This is a genomic window from Aliirhizobium smilacinae, from assembly GCF_006335145.1.
GTDB lineage: Bacteria > Pseudomonadota > Alphaproteobacteria > Rhizobiales > Rhizobiaceae > Neorhizobium > Neorhizobium smilacinae.
Window position 1 is genome coordinate 546,058 of record NZ_VDMN01000001.1, and the last position, 13,989, is coordinate 560,046.

At 57.7% G+C, this 13,989-nt stretch carries 18 protein-coding genes, 3 tRNA genes and 1 pseudogene; 10 read left to right on the plus strand and 12 right to left on the minus strand.

The genetic code is table 11. The features are described 5' to 3' along the window. Positions 1-74: 74 nt before the first annotated feature. The 6 genes from FHP24_RS02675 to FHP24_RS02700 all read right to left on the minus strand — a co-directional run bounded on the left by FHP24_RS02675 (position 75) and on the right by FHP24_RS02700 (position 3,778). Entirely contained in the window at positions 75-1,265 is a 1,191-nt protein-coding gene (locus FHP24_RS02675; RefSeq protein ID WP_139672488.1) for an NADH-quinone oxidoreductase subunit D, read from the minus strand. Between the two features lie 90 nt (positions 1,266-1,355). Then, the gene (locus tag FHP24_RS02680) at positions 1,356-1,958 is read right to left on the minus strand and encodes an NADH-quinone oxidoreductase subunit C (protein ID WP_139672491.1); all 603 of its coding nucleotides are present in this window, start codon (positions 1,956-1,958) and stop codon (positions 1,356-1,358) included. A gap of 18 nt (positions 1,959-1,976) precedes the next feature. Next, the gene (locus FHP24_RS02685) at positions 1,977-2,558 is read right to left on the minus strand and encodes a NuoB/complex I 20 kDa subunit family protein (protein ID WP_112457282.1); all 582 of its coding nucleotides are present in this window, start codon (positions 2,556-2,558) and stop codon (positions 1,977-1,979) included. Next, positions 2,549-2,914: an NADH-quinone oxidoreductase subunit A gene (locus FHP24_RS02690; RefSeq protein WP_112457281.1), complete on the minus strand. Its 366-nt coding sequence runs from the start codon at positions 2,912-2,914 to the stop codon at positions 2,549-2,551. Before FHP24_RS02690 ends, FHP24_RS02685 begins: the two co-directional genes overlap by 10 nt. Positions 2,915-3,565: 651 nt before the next feature. Next, positions 3,566-3,642 (minus strand) — tRNA-Asp (locus FHP24_RS02695). Positions 3,643-3,701: 59 nt separating this feature from the next. Then, positions 3,702-3,778: transfer RNA gene (locus FHP24_RS02700), tRNA-Asp, on the minus strand. Positions 3,779-4,050: 272 nt separating this feature from the next. On the opposite strand from FHP24_RS02700, the gene FHP24_RS02705 reads away from it, so the two are divergent. Next, a tRNA-Val gene (locus FHP24_RS02705) sits at positions 4,051-4,126 on the plus strand. A gap of 232 nt (positions 4,127-4,358) precedes the next feature. Here FHP24_RS02705 and FHP24_RS02710 read toward each other — a convergent pair. The 4 genes from FHP24_RS02710 to FHP24_RS02725 form a co-directional block, all read right to left on the minus strand. After that, the gene (locus FHP24_RS02710) at positions 4,359-4,820 is read right to left on the minus strand and encodes an MgtC/SapB family protein (RefSeq protein WP_246091573.1); all 462 of its coding nucleotides are present in this window, start codon (positions 4,818-4,820) and stop codon (positions 4,359-4,361) included. Continuing rightward, a complete protein-coding gene (locus FHP24_RS02715) occupies positions 4,817-5,398 on the minus strand; it encodes a DedA family protein (protein WP_246091660.1) in 582 nt (193 codons plus the stop codon). Before FHP24_RS02715 ends, FHP24_RS02710 begins: the two co-directional genes overlap by 4 nt. A gap of 49 nt (positions 5,399-5,447) precedes the next feature. Then, complete coding sequence (locus FHP24_RS02720; RefSeq protein WP_394344586.1) at positions 5,448-5,933, minus strand: pyridoxamine 5'-phosphate oxidase family protein; 486 nt, start codon at positions 5,931-5,933, stop codon at positions 5,448-5,450. Positions 5,934-6,294: 361 nt separating this feature from the next. Then, positions 6,295-6,699, minus strand: coding sequence for a response regulator (locus FHP24_RS02725; RefSeq protein WP_139672500.1), 405 nt, complete (start codon positions 6,697-6,699; stop codon positions 6,295-6,297). 130 nt (positions 6,700-6,829) lie between these two features. On the opposite strand from FHP24_RS02725, the gene FHP24_RS02730 reads away from it, so the two are divergent. The 4 genes and pseudogenes from FHP24_RS02730 (at position 6,830) to FHP24_RS02745 (ending at position 9,608) form a co-directional block, all read left to right on the plus strand. After that, positions 6,830-7,423 carry a cyclodeaminase/cyclohydrolase family protein gene (locus FHP24_RS02730; protein WP_139672503.1) on the plus strand — a complete coding sequence of 198 codons (594 nt, stop codon included), beginning with the start codon at positions 6,830-6,832 and terminating at the stop codon, positions 7,421-7,423. 2 nt (positions 7,424-7,425) lie between these two features. Beyond that, a pseudogene (locus tag FHP24_RS29370) lies at positions 7,426-7,821 on the plus strand (type IV toxin-antitoxin system AbiEi family antitoxin domain-containing protein); the annotation flags it as partial. Between the two features lie 162 nt (positions 7,822-7,983). Further along, entirely contained in the window at positions 7,984-8,361 is a 378-nt protein-coding gene (locus FHP24_RS02740) for a helix-turn-helix domain-containing protein (protein WP_139672506.1), read from the plus strand. Continuing rightward, complete coding sequence (locus tag FHP24_RS02745) at positions 8,361-9,608, plus strand: type II toxin-antitoxin system HipA family toxin (protein ID WP_139672509.1); 1,248 nt, start codon at positions 8,361-8,363, stop codon at positions 9,606-9,608. Before FHP24_RS02740 ends, FHP24_RS02745 begins: the two co-directional genes overlap by 1 nt. 142 nt (positions 9,609-9,750) lie before the next feature. Here the strand turns inward: FHP24_RS02745 and FHP24_RS02750 are convergent, their stop codons facing one another. Further along, on the minus strand, positions 9,751-10,392 hold the full coding sequence (locus tag FHP24_RS02750; protein ID WP_139672512.1) for a BA14K family protein: 642 nt from the start codon (positions 10,390-10,392) through the stop codon (positions 9,751-9,753). Between the two features lie 96 nt (positions 10,393-10,488). Between FHP24_RS02750 and FHP24_RS28605 the strand changes: the two genes are divergently transcribed. After that, positions 10,489-10,641: a hypothetical protein gene (locus FHP24_RS28605; protein ID WP_180355858.1), complete on the plus strand. Its 153-nt coding sequence runs from the start codon at positions 10,489-10,491 to the stop codon at positions 10,639-10,641. 115 nt (positions 10,642-10,756) lie between these two features. After that, positions 10,757-11,518, plus strand: a complete 762-nt coding sequence (locus FHP24_RS02755; protein WP_139672514.1) for an SDR family NAD(P)-dependent oxidoreductase — start codon at positions 10,757-10,759, stop codon at positions 11,516-11,518. A gap of 76 nt (positions 11,519-11,594) precedes the next feature. Here FHP24_RS02755 and FHP24_RS28610 read toward each other — a convergent pair whose 3' ends face one another. Continuing rightward, complete coding sequence (locus FHP24_RS28610) at positions 11,595-11,765, minus strand: hypothetical protein (RefSeq protein ID WP_180355859.1); 171 nt, start codon at positions 11,763-11,765, stop codon at positions 11,595-11,597. A 107-nt stretch (positions 11,766-11,872) separates the two neighbouring features. Between FHP24_RS28610 and FHP24_RS02760 the strand changes: the two genes are divergently transcribed. The 3 genes from FHP24_RS02760 to FHP24_RS02770 all read left to right on the plus strand — a co-directional run bounded on the left by FHP24_RS02760 (position 11,873) and on the right by FHP24_RS02770 (position 13,974). Continuing rightward, entirely contained in the window at positions 11,873-12,343 is a 471-nt protein-coding gene (locus tag FHP24_RS02760; RefSeq protein ID WP_139672517.1) for a pyridoxamine 5'-phosphate oxidase family protein, read from the plus strand. A gap of 658 nt (positions 12,344-13,001) precedes the next feature. Next, positions 13,002-13,334, plus strand: a complete 333-nt coding sequence (locus FHP24_RS02765) for a hypothetical protein (RefSeq protein ID WP_139672520.1) — start codon at positions 13,002-13,004, stop codon at positions 13,332-13,334. Between the two features lie 88 nt (positions 13,335-13,422). Continuing rightward, positions 13,423-13,974: a 3'-5' exonuclease gene (locus FHP24_RS02770; protein ID WP_139672523.1), complete on the plus strand. Its 552-nt coding sequence runs from the start codon at positions 13,423-13,425 to the stop codon at positions 13,972-13,974. Positions 13,975-13,989 lie beyond the last annotated feature (15 nt).

Below are 13,989 nucleotides of genomic sequence, written 5' to 3' on the forward strand. Positions count from 1 at the left end.
TGAGACACGCTGCGAGGTCGCCGTGACGGCGATTTCGCAGGCTTTGAAAGGTAAAGTCGCAACGACAAAAGCCATCAGCGGTCTACCTCACCGAACACGATATCAAACGATCCCAGGACCGCGGAAACGTCTGCCAGCTGATGCCCGCGACAGGCGAAATCCATCGCCTGCAGATGCGCATAACCCGGAGCACGGATCTTGCAGCGATACGGCTTGTTGGTGCCATCGGCGACGAGGAAGACGCCGAACTCGCCCTTGGGCGCTTCAACGGCAGCGTAAACTTCGCCGGCCGGGACGTGGTATCCCTCGGTATAAAGCTTGAAGTGGTGGATCAGCGCTTCCATCGAGCGCTTCATCTCGCCACGCTTGGGGGGAACGACCTTGCCATCGGTGGCCGAGAAGGGTCCAGTCTTTGCGTCGCTCAGCAGGCGGTTGACGCACTGTTTCATGATCTTGCAGCTCTCGCGCATCTCGATCATGCGGATCAGATAGCGGTCATAACAATCGCCGTTCTTGCCGATCGGGATGTCGAATTCGAGCTCGGAATAACATTCATAGGGCTGTGCACGGCGCAGGTCCCAAGCGGCACCAGAACCACGCACCATGACGCCGGAAAAGCCGCGCGCCCAGGCATCGTTGATATCGATCACGCCGATATCGACGTTACGCTGCTTGAAGATGCGGTTGCCGGTCAAAAGGTCGTCGATGTCGTCCAGCTTGGACGGGAACTGGTCGCACCATGCGCCGATATCTTCGACCAGCTCATGCGGCAGATCCTGATGAACACCGCCGGGACGGAAATAGGCGGCGTGCATACGGGCACCACAGGCACGCTCGTAAAACACCATCAGCTTTTCGCGCTCTTCGAAACCCCAGAGCGGAGGAGTGAGCGCGCCAACGTCCATGGCCTGGGTGGTGACGTTCAAGAGATGCGACAGGATACGGCCGATCTCGGAATAAAGGACGCGGATCAGCTGGCCGCGGATCGGGATTTCCAGACCCAGCATCTTTTCGACGGCCAGGGCAAAGGCATGTTCCTGGTTCATCGGCGCGACGTAATCGAGGCGATCGAAATAGGGAACGGCCTGAAGATAGGTCTTCGTCTCAATAAGCTTTTCGGTGCCGCGATGCAAAAGGCCGATATGCGGATCGACACGCTCCACAATTTCGCCGTCGAGTTCCAACACAAGCCGCAGAACGCCGTGCGCTGCAGGGTGCTGCGGTCCGAAATTGATATTGAAGTTACGAACGTTGTGCTCGGTCATCTGCGGCTCCATGCCAGTACTCAAGTGTACCGGGCGGGGAAAAACTTGGCGTCAAACCGGCGGTTGCGCGCCGGCTTTAGATCGTAGGCGTCAGGTCTTCGCCTTCTCGTCACCCGGAAGGACGTATTCGGGTCCCTCCCATGGGCTCAGGAAGTCGAAACTGCGGAATTCCTGGCGAAGCTCGACTGGCTCGTAGATGACGCGCTTGAGGCTGTCGTCGTAACGAACCTCGACGAAACCGGTGGTCGGGAAGTCCTTGCGCAGCGGGTGACCTTCAAAGCCGTAATCGGTAAGGATGCGGCGAAGATCCGGGTGGCCGGTGAACAGGATGCCGTACATGTCCCAGGCTTCACGCTCGAACCAGTCGGCGCCCGGGAAAACCGAGGTTACCGACGGAACGGTCTCTTCCTCAGCCGTTGCGAGCTTGACGCGGATGCGCAGGTTCTGCTTCGGCGACAGAAGGTGATAGACCACATCGAAACGCTTGACGCGAGCCGGGTAATCGACGCCACAGGCATCGATGAAGCTGATGAAACCGCAACGCGCATCATCACGCAGGAAGGTCAAGAGCTCGACGACACCGGCACCGGTGGTGACGAGCGTCAGCTCGCCATAGGCAAGCACTGCGTCTTCGACCAGCGACGGGCGCGCCTCGCGGATATAGGTGGAAAGCTCGCTCAGGGCTTCGGTCATGATATCCTCCTTCAGCCCCTAGCGTTCGATCGTGCCGGTGCGGCGGATTTTCTTCTGCAGCAGGAGCACGCCGTAAAGCAGCGCTTCTGCCGTGGGAGGACAGCCCGGCACATAAATATCGACCGGCACGACGCGGTCACAGCCGCGCACCACCGAATAGGAATAATGGTAATAGCCACCGCCATTGGCGCAGGAACCCATCGAAATGACGTAGCGCGGCTCCGGCATCTGGTCGTAGACCTTGCGGAGTGCAGGCGCCATCTTGTTGGTCAGCGTACCGGCAACGATCATCACGTCGGACTGGCGCGGTGAAGCGCGCGGCGCAAAACCGAAACGCTCGACGTCGTAACGCGGCATGGAGAGCTGCATCATTTCGACGGCACAACAGGCAAGACCAAAGGTCATCCACATCAGCGAGCCGGTACGTGCCCAGGTAATCAGCTCGTCCGTGGAGGTGACCAGAAAGCCCTTATCGGCGAGCTCGTTGTTGATCTCGCCGAAAAACGCGTCGTCGCTGCCGATCGGCTTGCCGGTATTGGGATCAATGATGCCTTTCGGCTGAGGCGCAACGAGGGTGCTGCCGCTATCGACTACTCCCATTCCAGAGCTCCTTTTTTCCATTCGTAGATAAAGCCGACCGTCAAAACAGCAAGGAAGACCATCATCGACCAGAAGCCGAACCAGCCGATCTCACCGAAGGAGACCGCCCAGGGGAAAAGGAATGCCACTTCGAGATCGAAGATGATGAAGAGAATCGACACGAGATAGAATCGAATATCGAACTTCATGCGCGCATCGTCGAATGCGTTGAATCCGCATTCATAAGCCGACAGCTTCTCGGAATCGGGTGCTTTATAGGCGACAGCAAAGGGCGCTATCAAAAGCGCCAGGCCGATAACCATGGAGATTCCGATAAAGATCGCGATCGGGATGTAAGAAGCGAGAAGTTCACTCATGATATCCAACCCCTGCCTGCAAGAAGCGTCGAACGACGCATTTTTAGGCAATGCGCGGGCAAGCGAACGTGCATTGCAACAAGCCGTGACTATCGCAGCAGCGTTTCCCACGCAAGTGCTTTAACAGGCCACCTCACACGCATAAGGGTGCGAAAGACGACAAAATGTCGCAGAGGGCGCCGGAAAGCCTGAAACGATTGAAAAACTGCGATACCATTCGTTCGAAAGTATCGCGAAAAGTTATTAACAGGAGTGAAAAACTCAACGTTTGCAGCGGAATTGCGCTTTGGTAATTCCATGCACAGGAAACAGACCCTGCGACAATTCCCCACATGCCGGCGGATCCGCCAGAACAAACTTTCTGGTTGCAAACCTGCAGGAAAACACAGGTAAAAAGTCCCCTCCTCCAGCAACCGCTCGCGTATTGCGGGAAGCGCCTCTGAGAATCAGAAACATACCTCAGACGAACAATAAAATACCTAGGCGAAAGGGTGCGATCACGCGATTGCGAACGGCAGACCACCCACTCGCCTTGCGCTCACTCGAAAGCCTGCGACAGCACGGCCATCTGTACCGGGAGAATTGCGGGATACGCAGAGCTGCCGCCCTCAGGCACAGCAACTCAAAAGAAGGAGGACAATCATATAGGAATGGCGCGAGTGACGGGGCTCGAACCCGCGACCTCCGGCGTGACAGGCCGGCACTCTAACCGACTGAGCTACACCCGCGCATTTTGCCTTTTACGGCAGACCCAACGACATAAGCCGTCAAATCAGTGAGAGAAGAATGGCGCGAGTGACGGGGCTCGAACCCGCGACCTCCGGCGTGACAGGCCGGCACTCTAACCAACTGAGCTACACCCGCACATTCTTCAAGAAGCACCACCTTTAGAAGGGAAACTTCTTGGCCGGGCGACCTCAATCGCTCGGTTGGCGGCTGTCTAAGAGGTTCGCGATCGGGTGTCAAGCAGGTTTCAAGACAAAAGGATGACGCGTCTAACGTTTTCCCTGCACACACAGTTTTTTGTCGGATTGCGACGAAAAATTCAAAAAAACATCACGAAGGCTCTTGCGGTTTTTTCGCGATCCGCATAGATCACGGCCACCGACGCGGCGGGCATGGCCCGGTTAGCGGAAGGGCGATTAGCTCAGTTGGTAGAGCGCCTCGTTTACACCGAGGATGTCGGGAGTTCGAGTCTCTCATCGCCCACCATTTTCCCGAATGAATACGATAATTTACAGAGTTTCAGCTTACGAGCTGAGATCGACCGCACCGAAATCGCATCGAAATCCTCACTTTACAATAAGCCTAGGCCTTCCAGGCTTTCGGGTCTCCGAGGATGTAGGAAGGATTGAAAAGCCATTGGCGGGATGACGTTGATGTCGTCTCTGGGCGTGGCCAACCGCCTGGATAAAGGCCGATTGAGATCCAGACACCGGGGACCCTACTCACCCTTGTCAGGCTCGGCTTTGGCCGATTTGAAGCTCGCCATGACCCTTAGAGTGAGGAACGTCACGATCGACAACACAATGGCGGTGTCGTACGCTCCAAGCCCCACAGCCGTGCCGATGGCTCCGGTAGCCCAGATGCTTGCCGCTGTCGCCGTGCCGCGTGTTCCGAGCTTGCCGACCAAAATAGCGCCGCCGCCGATAAAGCCGACCCCGTTGATAATGCCCTCAACGATGCGGGCCGTCGCCTCCGCATTGCCGACAGTGACAGTTTCAGTCGCCTGAATGAAGCCGCATGCGGCGATCGCGACCAGAGGGAATGTGCGAAGACCAGCACTTCTTTCGTTGCGCTCGCGATCCCAAGCGATTGGCAAGGCCAGGACGTAGGCGACCAGCATCGCGACCAGATGAGGGATGATGTTCAGCTCGACGCCGATAGAGGCAAGCCACTCGCTCACTCGGGTTCCTCCTTGAATGTTGCAACCCGGAAGATGTAGACGCCGACCAGGATGACCAGCACCGCAGTAGAGATCGGATCGACATAATCCTGAATGACGCTGTAGGCCTGCCCGAGGAGGAACCCTGCAAACGCCAGAGCGGCGGTCCACAGGAGCGTTCCAATCGACGAGAAGACGAGGAACTGGCCCAGAGCCATGTTGGAAACGCCTGCGGGAACGGAGATTAGCGTCCTGACCGTCGGTATCAGCCTGCCGAGCAGGACTGACGAATTGCCGTGCCGTTTGAAACGGTCGGATGCCGCGTCCACGTCGGATGGTGACATCGTCAGCCAACGCCCGTGCGTTCTTGCCAGTCGGCGCACGCCTTCATGTCCGAGACGGCGCCCGAGATAGTACCAGGGCAGCGTGCCAAGGAGGGATCCGACCGTTCCGGCGGCGATGACAGTTAATATGTTCATGTCCCCTTGCGTGGCGAGATATCCAGCAAGCGGCATGATCAACTCGGAAGGTATCGGCGGGAAAACGTTTTCCAGGAACATGAGCAGCCCGATCCCAAAGGGACCGAGCTGCACCATCATTGACTGCACGAACGCTTCCATCGTCAGTGGCTCTCAAACACTGGCGAACTCACATCTCGACTTTGCCAGTGTCGCCCATATCCGGGCGGGAGCTTGTGACCGCTGCAGCAGCCATTTTGATGTAGCTGATGATGGTGCCGGGGCTATCCCAGTACTCGGCTGAGGACGGGGTGACTTTCAAAATCCGGATCGACGGGTCATCGGCATTGTCCCACCACGCCTTTGCAGGCGTTGCCCAAAGCTCACGAATTTTTTCGCGATCATTTTCGATTTCGGCAGTGCCGGAAATGGAGACGTATTTCTGCCCTTTGGAGTCAGCGAAGGCCAAACAGACATTCGGGTGACGAGAAACCTCCGCGTCCTTATGGCTTGCGACATCTGTCAAAAAATAGAATGCGTTTTCCAACCGCTCGGCATATGCGGACATCGGTCGCGCCCTGAGATCCAAGCCAGTCTGCGTGGTCAGCATGCAGAAGCCAATCTTGTCTGCCAGATCCCAGACCTTCGCATTGTCGTCTTCGTCGTGCGCCATCATCATTCTCCTTCAGTTGCCGCCAGAGAACGGTGACGACAACACGAAGTTCCAAGAAATGGCGCGAGCATTGGACGCGACCGCGCTGGCATGAGGCATCGCATGGCGCCTGGCGATAAAATCACGGCTCAATCACGATACTCATCGTCTGTGGGAGGAACACGCTGACTTTCTGTCAGGTTCTTTCCGATAAGGAGCAAACATGCCACATCTTCCCAGCCGCAAATCCACGAAACCGCAGCCAAAAGCTCGGACTTCCCATTGGGGGAGATGATGGCGGTTTTATCAGTCGTGGTGAGCTTGGAGATCGTAACAGCGCGCTTGCTATTCGTCCTCACCCCAGCATCATCGTGAAGGTTTTGCGCTAGGAAGCTTGGGCAAGCGGATCAGAGGTGGTGTCCGACACATGCCCGTTGGCAGGGATCTCCCGGTTCAATAGATCCAAGATCGCATCAACGCCAAATGGCTTAGGGATAAAAACCCAGTCATCCCGCAACCCCTCGTCTACGGCACGACCCGACATTACGATGATGGTCGTGTTGGGTGCATGTGAGGCGACCACGGACGCCAGATCCAACCCACTCAATCCGCCTGGCATGTCCACATCCGTGATCAGGATGTCAAATGCCGGATTATGACCGATCACGCCAATGGCCTCGAGGACATTGGACGCAAGGGAAACACTAAACCCTTCGTCCATCAATGCGTCAGCTAGAACTGCGCGGATCAGGGGCTCGTCTTCGACTAACAGCACGGATCGCATTGGCATCGGCGGACCTCATTGAATCGGTATATCGTCACAACTCGTCCCGGCGAAAATCAGCACGCCCCAACCGCTAGTCTTTGCTAACATATTTAATAAAATGCGAATATTCTGATCGAAGTGGGGAGGTTTCGATTTGGATCTGCTTGATCACACGGTGAATGAGCTCCTTGACCTGATCGGTCGCAGTTCACCGCAGGTGTCGGGAAGCACCGCCGCACTTCTGACATCTGAATTCGGGATCGCCATGTGCAAAATGGCACTGTTGGTCTCAAGCGGCGATAGTGCCGGAAATGAGATCACTGTTGTTCTCCTCGATTCAATCTCAAGGGACATCTCCGCTGCAGCGACGAGAGATAGGGCCAGCGTATTGGCGCTTATCGAAACGATGAAACTGAACGAGCCTCGCGACGTCGTCCGCCCTGCCCTTATCGAAGCGACCCGTCAACCACTGTTGGCCTGTCACCTTCTTGTCGAAGCTCTCGAATTGCTGGCGCGGTATGCAGCTGATGTCGATCCATCAGTTGCAAGTGACTACTATGCCGGGACGATGGTTATCAGCACCGGCTTCAAAGCTGTCATCATGGCAGTTGATGCCAATCTCAAGGACGACAGGATGGGGGATTTGCGCGATCTTATTTCCGTTGATCGGGCAGGTCTGTCGCAAAGACATGGCTTCGCTTCAAACTCCTTGAAGCGAGGTGCCTTAAATATCGGTTTTGACTGGTGAGGAAGGGCGTCGTTTGCCTTGTTTTCGCGCTGGCGTTCCACGGGCTGACCGATCAACTGCGGAGGCAGGTTTGGCTCGCCTTTGATCATAAGGCCTGGTCCCCGACGCCCGACGGCACGCCCATTCGATCGGTGCGTTTTACAAATCATCTCCTGATAGAGGGGGTGCAGACCCAACCTGTCGAGAGGGTGCCTGTGAAGGTCTTCGGCGTCGCCAAGACGATTGCCGATTGTTTCCGGTATCGGAACAAGGTCGGCCTATCTGTGGCGATCGAAGGGCTTCAGGAAGTGCTGCGCCAGCGCAAGACGACGTCGGGCGAGATCGCCAAGCAAGCCGAGCGAGGAACGGTCGCCACGGTCATTCGGCCCTATATCCAGGCGGTGACCGTCAATGGCTAGAGATCCAGAATATCGGCGCATTAGCTCACGCCCGCCTCTCACAGGTTTCCAAAGCGAGGCAAGTTGGTTCGGGCGAGCACGGACTGGAATTCTTGACCATGGACATTATTCGTCATATATGACTATTAACAGGTCTTATTGCGTCAGATATGGATGATTGAGATGGGCTCCCCGAAGGCGAGGCCAGCACTGGAACGACTGGGCCAGGATATCCGCAACGCGCGTCTGCGGCGTGGTATCGCCGTGGCGGATCTCGCGGTGCGCGCAGGAACCTCGCCGAGTTCCATCGCCCGCCTCGAACGGGGTGATCCCGGTGTCGCCATTGGAACGCTTGCCGACATCCTTGTTGTGCTGGGCCTTCTGGAGCGGCTCGCTGACCTGGTCGATATCCGCAAGGACGATCTGGGTCTGGCGCTGACAGCGGAGCACGGACCGCGGCGTGGCCGCTCCTTCGCGGCAAGGCTGAAAAAGCAGAAGGCTCAGACGGAAGAAGAGCAGGATCGACGGGACGTTGTCGACCCTGACGGGGCGTCCTTCTGATGGCCGATTTCGTCGCCCATGTCGCGCTTGGCGAAGGCCGAACATCGGTGGGCCAATTGCGCTTCGCCCATGCCGGGCCGCGACAATTCTCGACCTTCGCCTATGGTCCCGAATGGATCGGAAACCCGCGCGGCTTCGCCATACAGCCAAGTTTCCCTCTTAAGGCCGGCCCATTCTACACTTCGGGACAGCCCGGAAATATGCGCGACGCATTGGCGGGTGTTTTCGCTGATGCGGCGCCGGACAGTTGGGGACGCAGGCTGCTCGAACGCGCCTATGGCAATGGTCTCAACGAGTTCGAATATCTGACGCTTTCCGACGATGCGTGCCGGCAAGGCGCGTTGCGTTTTCTAGATGACAAGGGCGAGGTCATTCGCGGCAAGGCAGCGGACGCCGTTCCACGTCTCGTCGATCTCGAAACCATCACGGCGATCGCGCGCGCCTATGAGCAAGGCAAGGAGATCTCGCCCGAGGAGATGCAGGCGCTGGCCGGAGCTGGTGGCTCCGGCGGCGCTCGCCCCAAAGCCAATGTCAGGGACGGCGATGTGCTGTGGCTGGCCAAGTTCACCTCGGTCCACGACCAACAGCCGATCGAGCGCGTCGAGGTCGCCACCCTCCGGCTGGCGGCGGCCTGCGGTATCCGCACGCCCGAGGCACGGCTGGAACTCTCCGACACGCCGTTCCCAGTCGCGCTGATCCAGCGGTTCGACCGGCGTGGGGCCGCTCGGATTCCTTACATCTCCGCGCGCACCGCACTCGGCAAGACAGGGGCAGAGCTGGGCTCCTATACTGAGATCGTCGATTTCATGCGGTCTTATTCATCCGACCCCATGGCTGACTTTCGCGAGCTCTATCGGCGTCTGATCTTCACTATCCTCGTATCCAACAAGGACGATCACCTGAAAAACCACGGCTTCCTCTATGTGGGGGCGGGTCAGTGGCGCTTATCGCCAGTGTTTGACGTGAACCCGGCGCCGGACCGCAACCCTCATCTTGAGACAGCGATCCTCGAGGGCGGGGTCCATGATCGGTCGATCAACCTCGCACTGGAAGCCTGCGAGTTCTTCGAGATTCCAAAGGCCGAGGCGCGGGAGACGATCCGGACAATGGCGCAGCGTGTTTCGGAAGGATGGCGTGATGCCTTAAGACAGGTTGGCGTCTCTGGCGCGCTGGCGCGCGACTATGAGGCTGCTTTCGTCGGTGACGAGATTGAGAAAGCGCGCAGCCTTAAAGTCATATCTGATTAATTAAGGAAGGTTAGCACTCAAATATGACTACTAGATAACATTGGCAGACTTCCGAACCAATGCAGCACTGGAGCTCGTCGAAGCGCTTGACCATTGACGCGGAGCGGCGTCGAGCGGCGGAGTTTGTAACATCAAAACTCCGCTACAGCGAGGTTGCCTGCTGCTCGGGGATATTGCTCGCCGACTGAGCCTCCGGGCCAGCGCACTGCTTCCTGCTGCCCGAAAACGGTTGGTACGAATTATCCTCGATGCGATAGGAGCTGTAACGGCCCATACACCACCGTGCCCGCGCGTCAACCTCGCGGAAGACACCCTTATCCAATGGAACGGCCGCGACCGCCCCGGGAGCCTTGCAGGTGCGTCGCGGGCCTCCTCCATAGGGCTGATAACTATTATCCGCCTGATCGTACGAACGGTAACGGGCTCCACACCAGTCCCTCACGGTCGCGGCTACCTCTTCCCCAGTGCCTGTTGCGCCTATGTCAGCGACGCCATCGGGCGTTGTTTCGGTATCGCGAGTACCGTATCCAGTCTTCCGCACGCTGCGATTTTCCTGTCCAGCGCCCGCCAACATCGTGTCGGGGGCCAAGAGAGCGGGAAGTCTCTCGTATGCTTGCTGACTAACATCGATCCGCTTGACCTTCGACGCCCACAGTGGTGCATCGAGGTTGGCAAATGAATGAGGTGCGGGAGCCTCCATCAGATAGGAGGAAATCTTCATGCCTCCAATGCCAAACGGCACGAGGCAGGAAGCGAGTAACAAACCAGTAAAAAGATCACGCATACCGAAAGAACCTGTTGTGTTTGCCGTGGAAATGCGAGCGATCTAAGTTGGTTCCGTCAAAGCAGACTTCTCATCCCACCTTCTCGGATATGCGTGATGTCAGGGTTTGACTTCGGCTTGCCGCTGTCTTGGGTTGCAGGTGCAAAAAATGAAGTCAGCATACTGGTGGAGGTGGTTATTTTTGGAGAGGAAACCAGACCACCAGCCCATCGTGCGTTGCAGAATATCGCTCTCGAATGGGAGCGGTGAAAAGCTGTCGGAATGCTCGCGGCAGCGATGGCCGCTCATCCGATGACCTTGGAACATAATTCTTGGCCGCCCCGTTCCCCGACCCGGGAGGCTACTGCAATCCAAGGAGAATTTCATGCAGCGTTTCGCGGATAAGGTCGTCATCGTCACCGGCGCAGGCTCAGGCATCGGAAAGGCGACCGCCGAGCGGTTTCTCGACGAGGGCGCAAAGGTCGCGCTGGTCGGCCGCACGAAGTCCAAACTGGAAGATGTTGCGAGGCCCTACCCTGCCGAGAGACTGCTCGTCGTTGAGGCCGACATATCCCACGAGACCGATGTCTGTAGCATCGTCGCCAGGACGACGGAAAAGTTCGGACGGCTCGACGTTCTCGTGAACAATGCAGGCGTAGTCACCCAAGGCGACGTTGCTTCGCTATCCACCGAAGACTGGCGCAAGGTCATGGCCACCGACTTGGATGGCGTTTTTTTCGCCTCCCGCGCAGTCATCCCGCATCTCAAGTCATCCGGCGGTTCGATTGTCAATGTCTCGTCTGTTTCGGGTACAGGCGGGGACTGGGGCATGGCCGCCTACAACGCCGCGAAGGGCGCGATCACCAATTTGACCCGCGCGATGGCCATGGACCATGGGAAAGACGGCATTCGGGTGAATGCGGTTTGCCCGAGCTTCACCAAGACCGGGATGACCGAGGACATGACAAAGGACGACAAGCTGATCGCCAAGTTTAACGAGCGTTTCGCGCTCGAAGGACCCGGGAAGCCGGAAGACGTGGCAGCAGTCATCGCGTTCCTAGCCAGCGATGACGCGCGGTTTGTGACTGGGGTCAATCTTCCGGTGGACGGCGGCATGTCCGCTTCGAACGGTCAGCCGCCGCAATAGAAGACGAGTTTTTGGTGCAATCACCAAGCACACCACCGCCTTGCTCTCGCTAAAGGGCAAGGCGTTTTGAGCTGGCTTATGTGACATGCGCCGTCAAACGTTCCGGTGGGTCGCCCACCCGAGCCGGCCAGTCGCCGTAATCCAAATCAAGTGGTTTCAGGGATTGCCGCGATTGGGCTTGGGCGGCAGTCGCGGCGATGTCGGCCAGTGCCCTGCGCGATCCCTGTGGCTTTGCCGTCCACGCCATAATTGTTTTCCTTGGTACGGGTGAGCGCGCGAACCTTCCCCGTCTCATCTCGGGAACGATTGTCCACGTCGGCAGTTTTTTGACGGTGACCAATCTGGGAGGGACTTATGTCCGGTATGACCTTGGAAGGGCTTTCAAAGCAGCTCCGGAAGATCGACTTCTGCATGCTTTGTACCAATGGAGGCTCCGGCACAATTACCGCTCGGCCGATGAGCAACAACGGCGACGTCGAATACAATGGCGACTCCTGGTTCTTCTCTTACGAAGACACCCGTAAAGTTGCTGAGATCAGTCGCGATGCGGGAGTAACGCTCACATTCACCGCGCCGCCCAGTCTTCTCGGCAAACCTGGCATTTTCATTGCTATCCGAGGTGAAGCCCACTTAGTGCGTGAAAAATCCGAATTCGAGGACCATTGGGTTAGCGGGCTTGATCGTTGGTTCCCGGATGGGACAGACACTGTTGGCCTTGTGCTCATTAAGGTTTCGGCGGAATCCATCGAATATTGGGATGGTGAAGAAAACGGGCGGGTATCCCTGACTGCGTTGGACCCCGTAGCAGAAAGCTCGGTTGAGTAGCCGCAGAACAGGGTCTGGTGGGCTACAGGGGATGACCATGGTAAGCAGACACGGTGCCATCGGAACACCTGCTATGGCTAAATGCCCCTGCTCTCTGAGGACGGCAAGCGGAAGCGATACATTTCGTGAGTGGTTCGGACCTAGGGCGAACCAGCGTTGAACGTGGCCTCACGTTTTCACTGGATGGGACATTCCGACAGAACGAGGAGCTGTCAGCTTAAACGTGAACTGCTCATACGGTTTGTTAGCGGGCACGTCCGCAGTCGAGCTGACGGATGCGGAGGTAGATAGCCCGTTCTCCACATATCCCATGATTGAAGCCATGATTGCTTTCCCAAGACCACGGCACTGATGGGCAGCCGTTTTCGGATTTCGAGGATCCGGTGGAACCTGAACCCAAAAGCACAATCGCAATTTCACGAAGAAAAAGCGAAGGGCGCTCGATCCATGTCTGGAGAGCGCCCTTCGCAGACCCGGACAGCTTCGCGCGCGACAGGGTCACTGCGGCAAGGCCATCGATAACGGGTGATGGACCTTAGGTGCGTTTGGCCGATCTCGATTTCAAGACCGCCGAGCACTGACCTGCCTATGTCCCTATTCCGAGCAGGAGGTAGTGCGGTCGCCGAGATCGCCAAGACCGACACCAACGGAGAACAAAATGACCCAGAGCTACCCCGTCCCGACACCCGAACAGCGACAGTACATGGAGATCAGGGAAGCAGCTGAACGCGCGATGCTCGACAAGGTCTACAAGGCCATCGAGGACACATCCGCCGAAGTGGCTGACAAGTTCCGGGAGGTCGGGCTAAAATTCGAGCCTACGAGCGCGGACTACTTTACGTTCGCGACGCAGCAGGTTCTTTTCGTGCGCCTGAGCGGCGGCAATCCTGATACTTTGGAGGGCGGCGATCCCGAGATCGGCGAACGCATCGTTCGCAATGGACAGCATATCATCGACCATTACTGGCGAGGCAAGCGCAAAGAACCCTGACGACCTCCCGGCTGTCGAAAGCACGCCTTACGACCTAAATTCGGTAGCCCGCCCTACCTATCGTAAACGATCAACATTCACGGCCGCCATGCCCGTTTTCCTGGACTTCGAAGCCTCTTCCCTGAGCAAACACAGCTACCCAGTCGAGGTGGCGTGGGTTTTCGAGGACGGGCGCGCGCGTTCATTCCTCATCAGGCCAGCAGCAGGCTGGACCGACTGGTCGGGCGAGGCCGAGGCGATCCACGGGATTTCGCGGGACCAGCTTGAAAGGGACGGCGTTGACGTTTCGACCATCGTTGACGAGATGATCGCCACACTGGCCGACCAGGACATCTGTGCCAGCGCGCCGTCCTGGGATGGCAAATGGTTGAGCGCATTGCTTCGCGCAGCGGGACATCCGCGCCACGAGCTGCGCCTAAGGCAATCCGACGAAGCCTTCATGGATGCCGCAAGGGCGGGACTTGGGTCTTCGGTTTCAGAGGATGTCGCAGCGAACCTGGTCAACGAGATCATCGGGAGAACCGAGCCGCCGGAACCGCCACACCGTGCATTGCCTGATGCCCTCCTCGAACTCGAGCGGTGGGAACTGGTGCGATCGGAGGCGGCGCGTTTACCCAAAGGCGAAGCTTCGAGTATGTGAAGCGCGGGCGCATTT

Bases quoted from the DNA above. Each gene is read 5' to 3' on its own strand.
- FHP24_RS02765 (WP_139672520.1), top strand. From the start codon at position 13,002: ATGACCCAGAGCTACCCCGTCCCGACACCCGAACAGCGACAGTACATG.
- FHP24_RS02675 (WP_139672488.1), bottom strand. From the start codon at position 1,265: ATGACCGAGCACAACGTTCGTAACTTCAATATCAATTTCGGACCGCAG.
- FHP24_RS02720 (WP_394344586.1), bottom strand. From the start codon at position 5,933: ATGATGGCGCACGACGAAGACGACAATGCGAAGGTCTGGGATCTGGCA.
- FHP24_RS02680 (WP_139672491.1), bottom strand. From the start codon at position 1,958: ATGACCGAAGCCCTGAGCGAGCTTTCCACCTATATCCGCGAGGCGCGC.
- FHP24_RS28610 (WP_180355859.1), bottom strand. From the start codon at position 11,765: ATGGCGTGGACGGCAAAGCCACAGGGATCGCGCAGGGCACTGGCCGAC.
- FHP24_RS02715 (WP_246091660.1), bottom strand. From the start codon at position 5,398: ATGATGGTGCAGCTCGGTCCCTTTGGGATCGGGCTGCTCATGTTCCTG.
- FHP24_RS02740 (WP_139672506.1), top strand. From the start codon at position 7,984: ATGGGCTCCCCGAAGGCGAGGCCAGCACTGGAACGACTGGGCCAGGAT.
- FHP24_RS02745 (WP_139672509.1), top strand. From the start codon at position 8,361: ATGGCCGATTTCGTCGCCCATGTCGCGCTTGGCGAAGGCCGAACATCG.
- FHP24_RS02685 (WP_112457282.1), bottom strand. From the start codon at position 2,558: ATGGGAGTAGTCGATAGCGGCAGCACCCTCGTTGCGCCTCAGCCGAAA.
- FHP24_RS02770 (WP_139672523.1), top strand. From the start codon at position 13,423: ATGCCCGTTTTCCTGGACTTCGAAGCCTCTTCCCTGAGCAAACACAGC.
- FHP24_RS02725 (WP_139672500.1), bottom strand. From the start codon at position 6,699: ATGCCAATGCGATCCGTGCTGTTAGTCGAAGACGAGCCCCTGATCCGC.
- FHP24_RS28605 (WP_180355858.1), top strand. From the start codon at position 10,489: ATGTCAGGGTTTGACTTCGGCTTGCCGCTGTCTTGGGTTGCAGGTGCA.
- FHP24_RS02755 (WP_139672514.1), top strand. From the start codon at position 10,757: ATGCAGCGTTTCGCGGATAAGGTCGTCATCGTCACCGGCGCAGGCTCA.
- FHP24_RS02760 (WP_139672517.1), top strand. From the start codon at position 11,873: ATGTCCGGTATGACCTTGGAAGGGCTTTCAAAGCAGCTCCGGAAGATC.
- FHP24_RS02750 (WP_139672512.1), bottom strand. From the start codon at position 10,392: ATGCGTGATCTTTTTACTGGTTTGTTACTCGCTTCCTGCCTCGTGCCG.
- FHP24_RS02690 (WP_112457281.1), bottom strand. From the start codon at position 2,914: ATGAGTGAACTTCTCGCTTCTTACATCCCGATCGCGATCTTTATCGGA.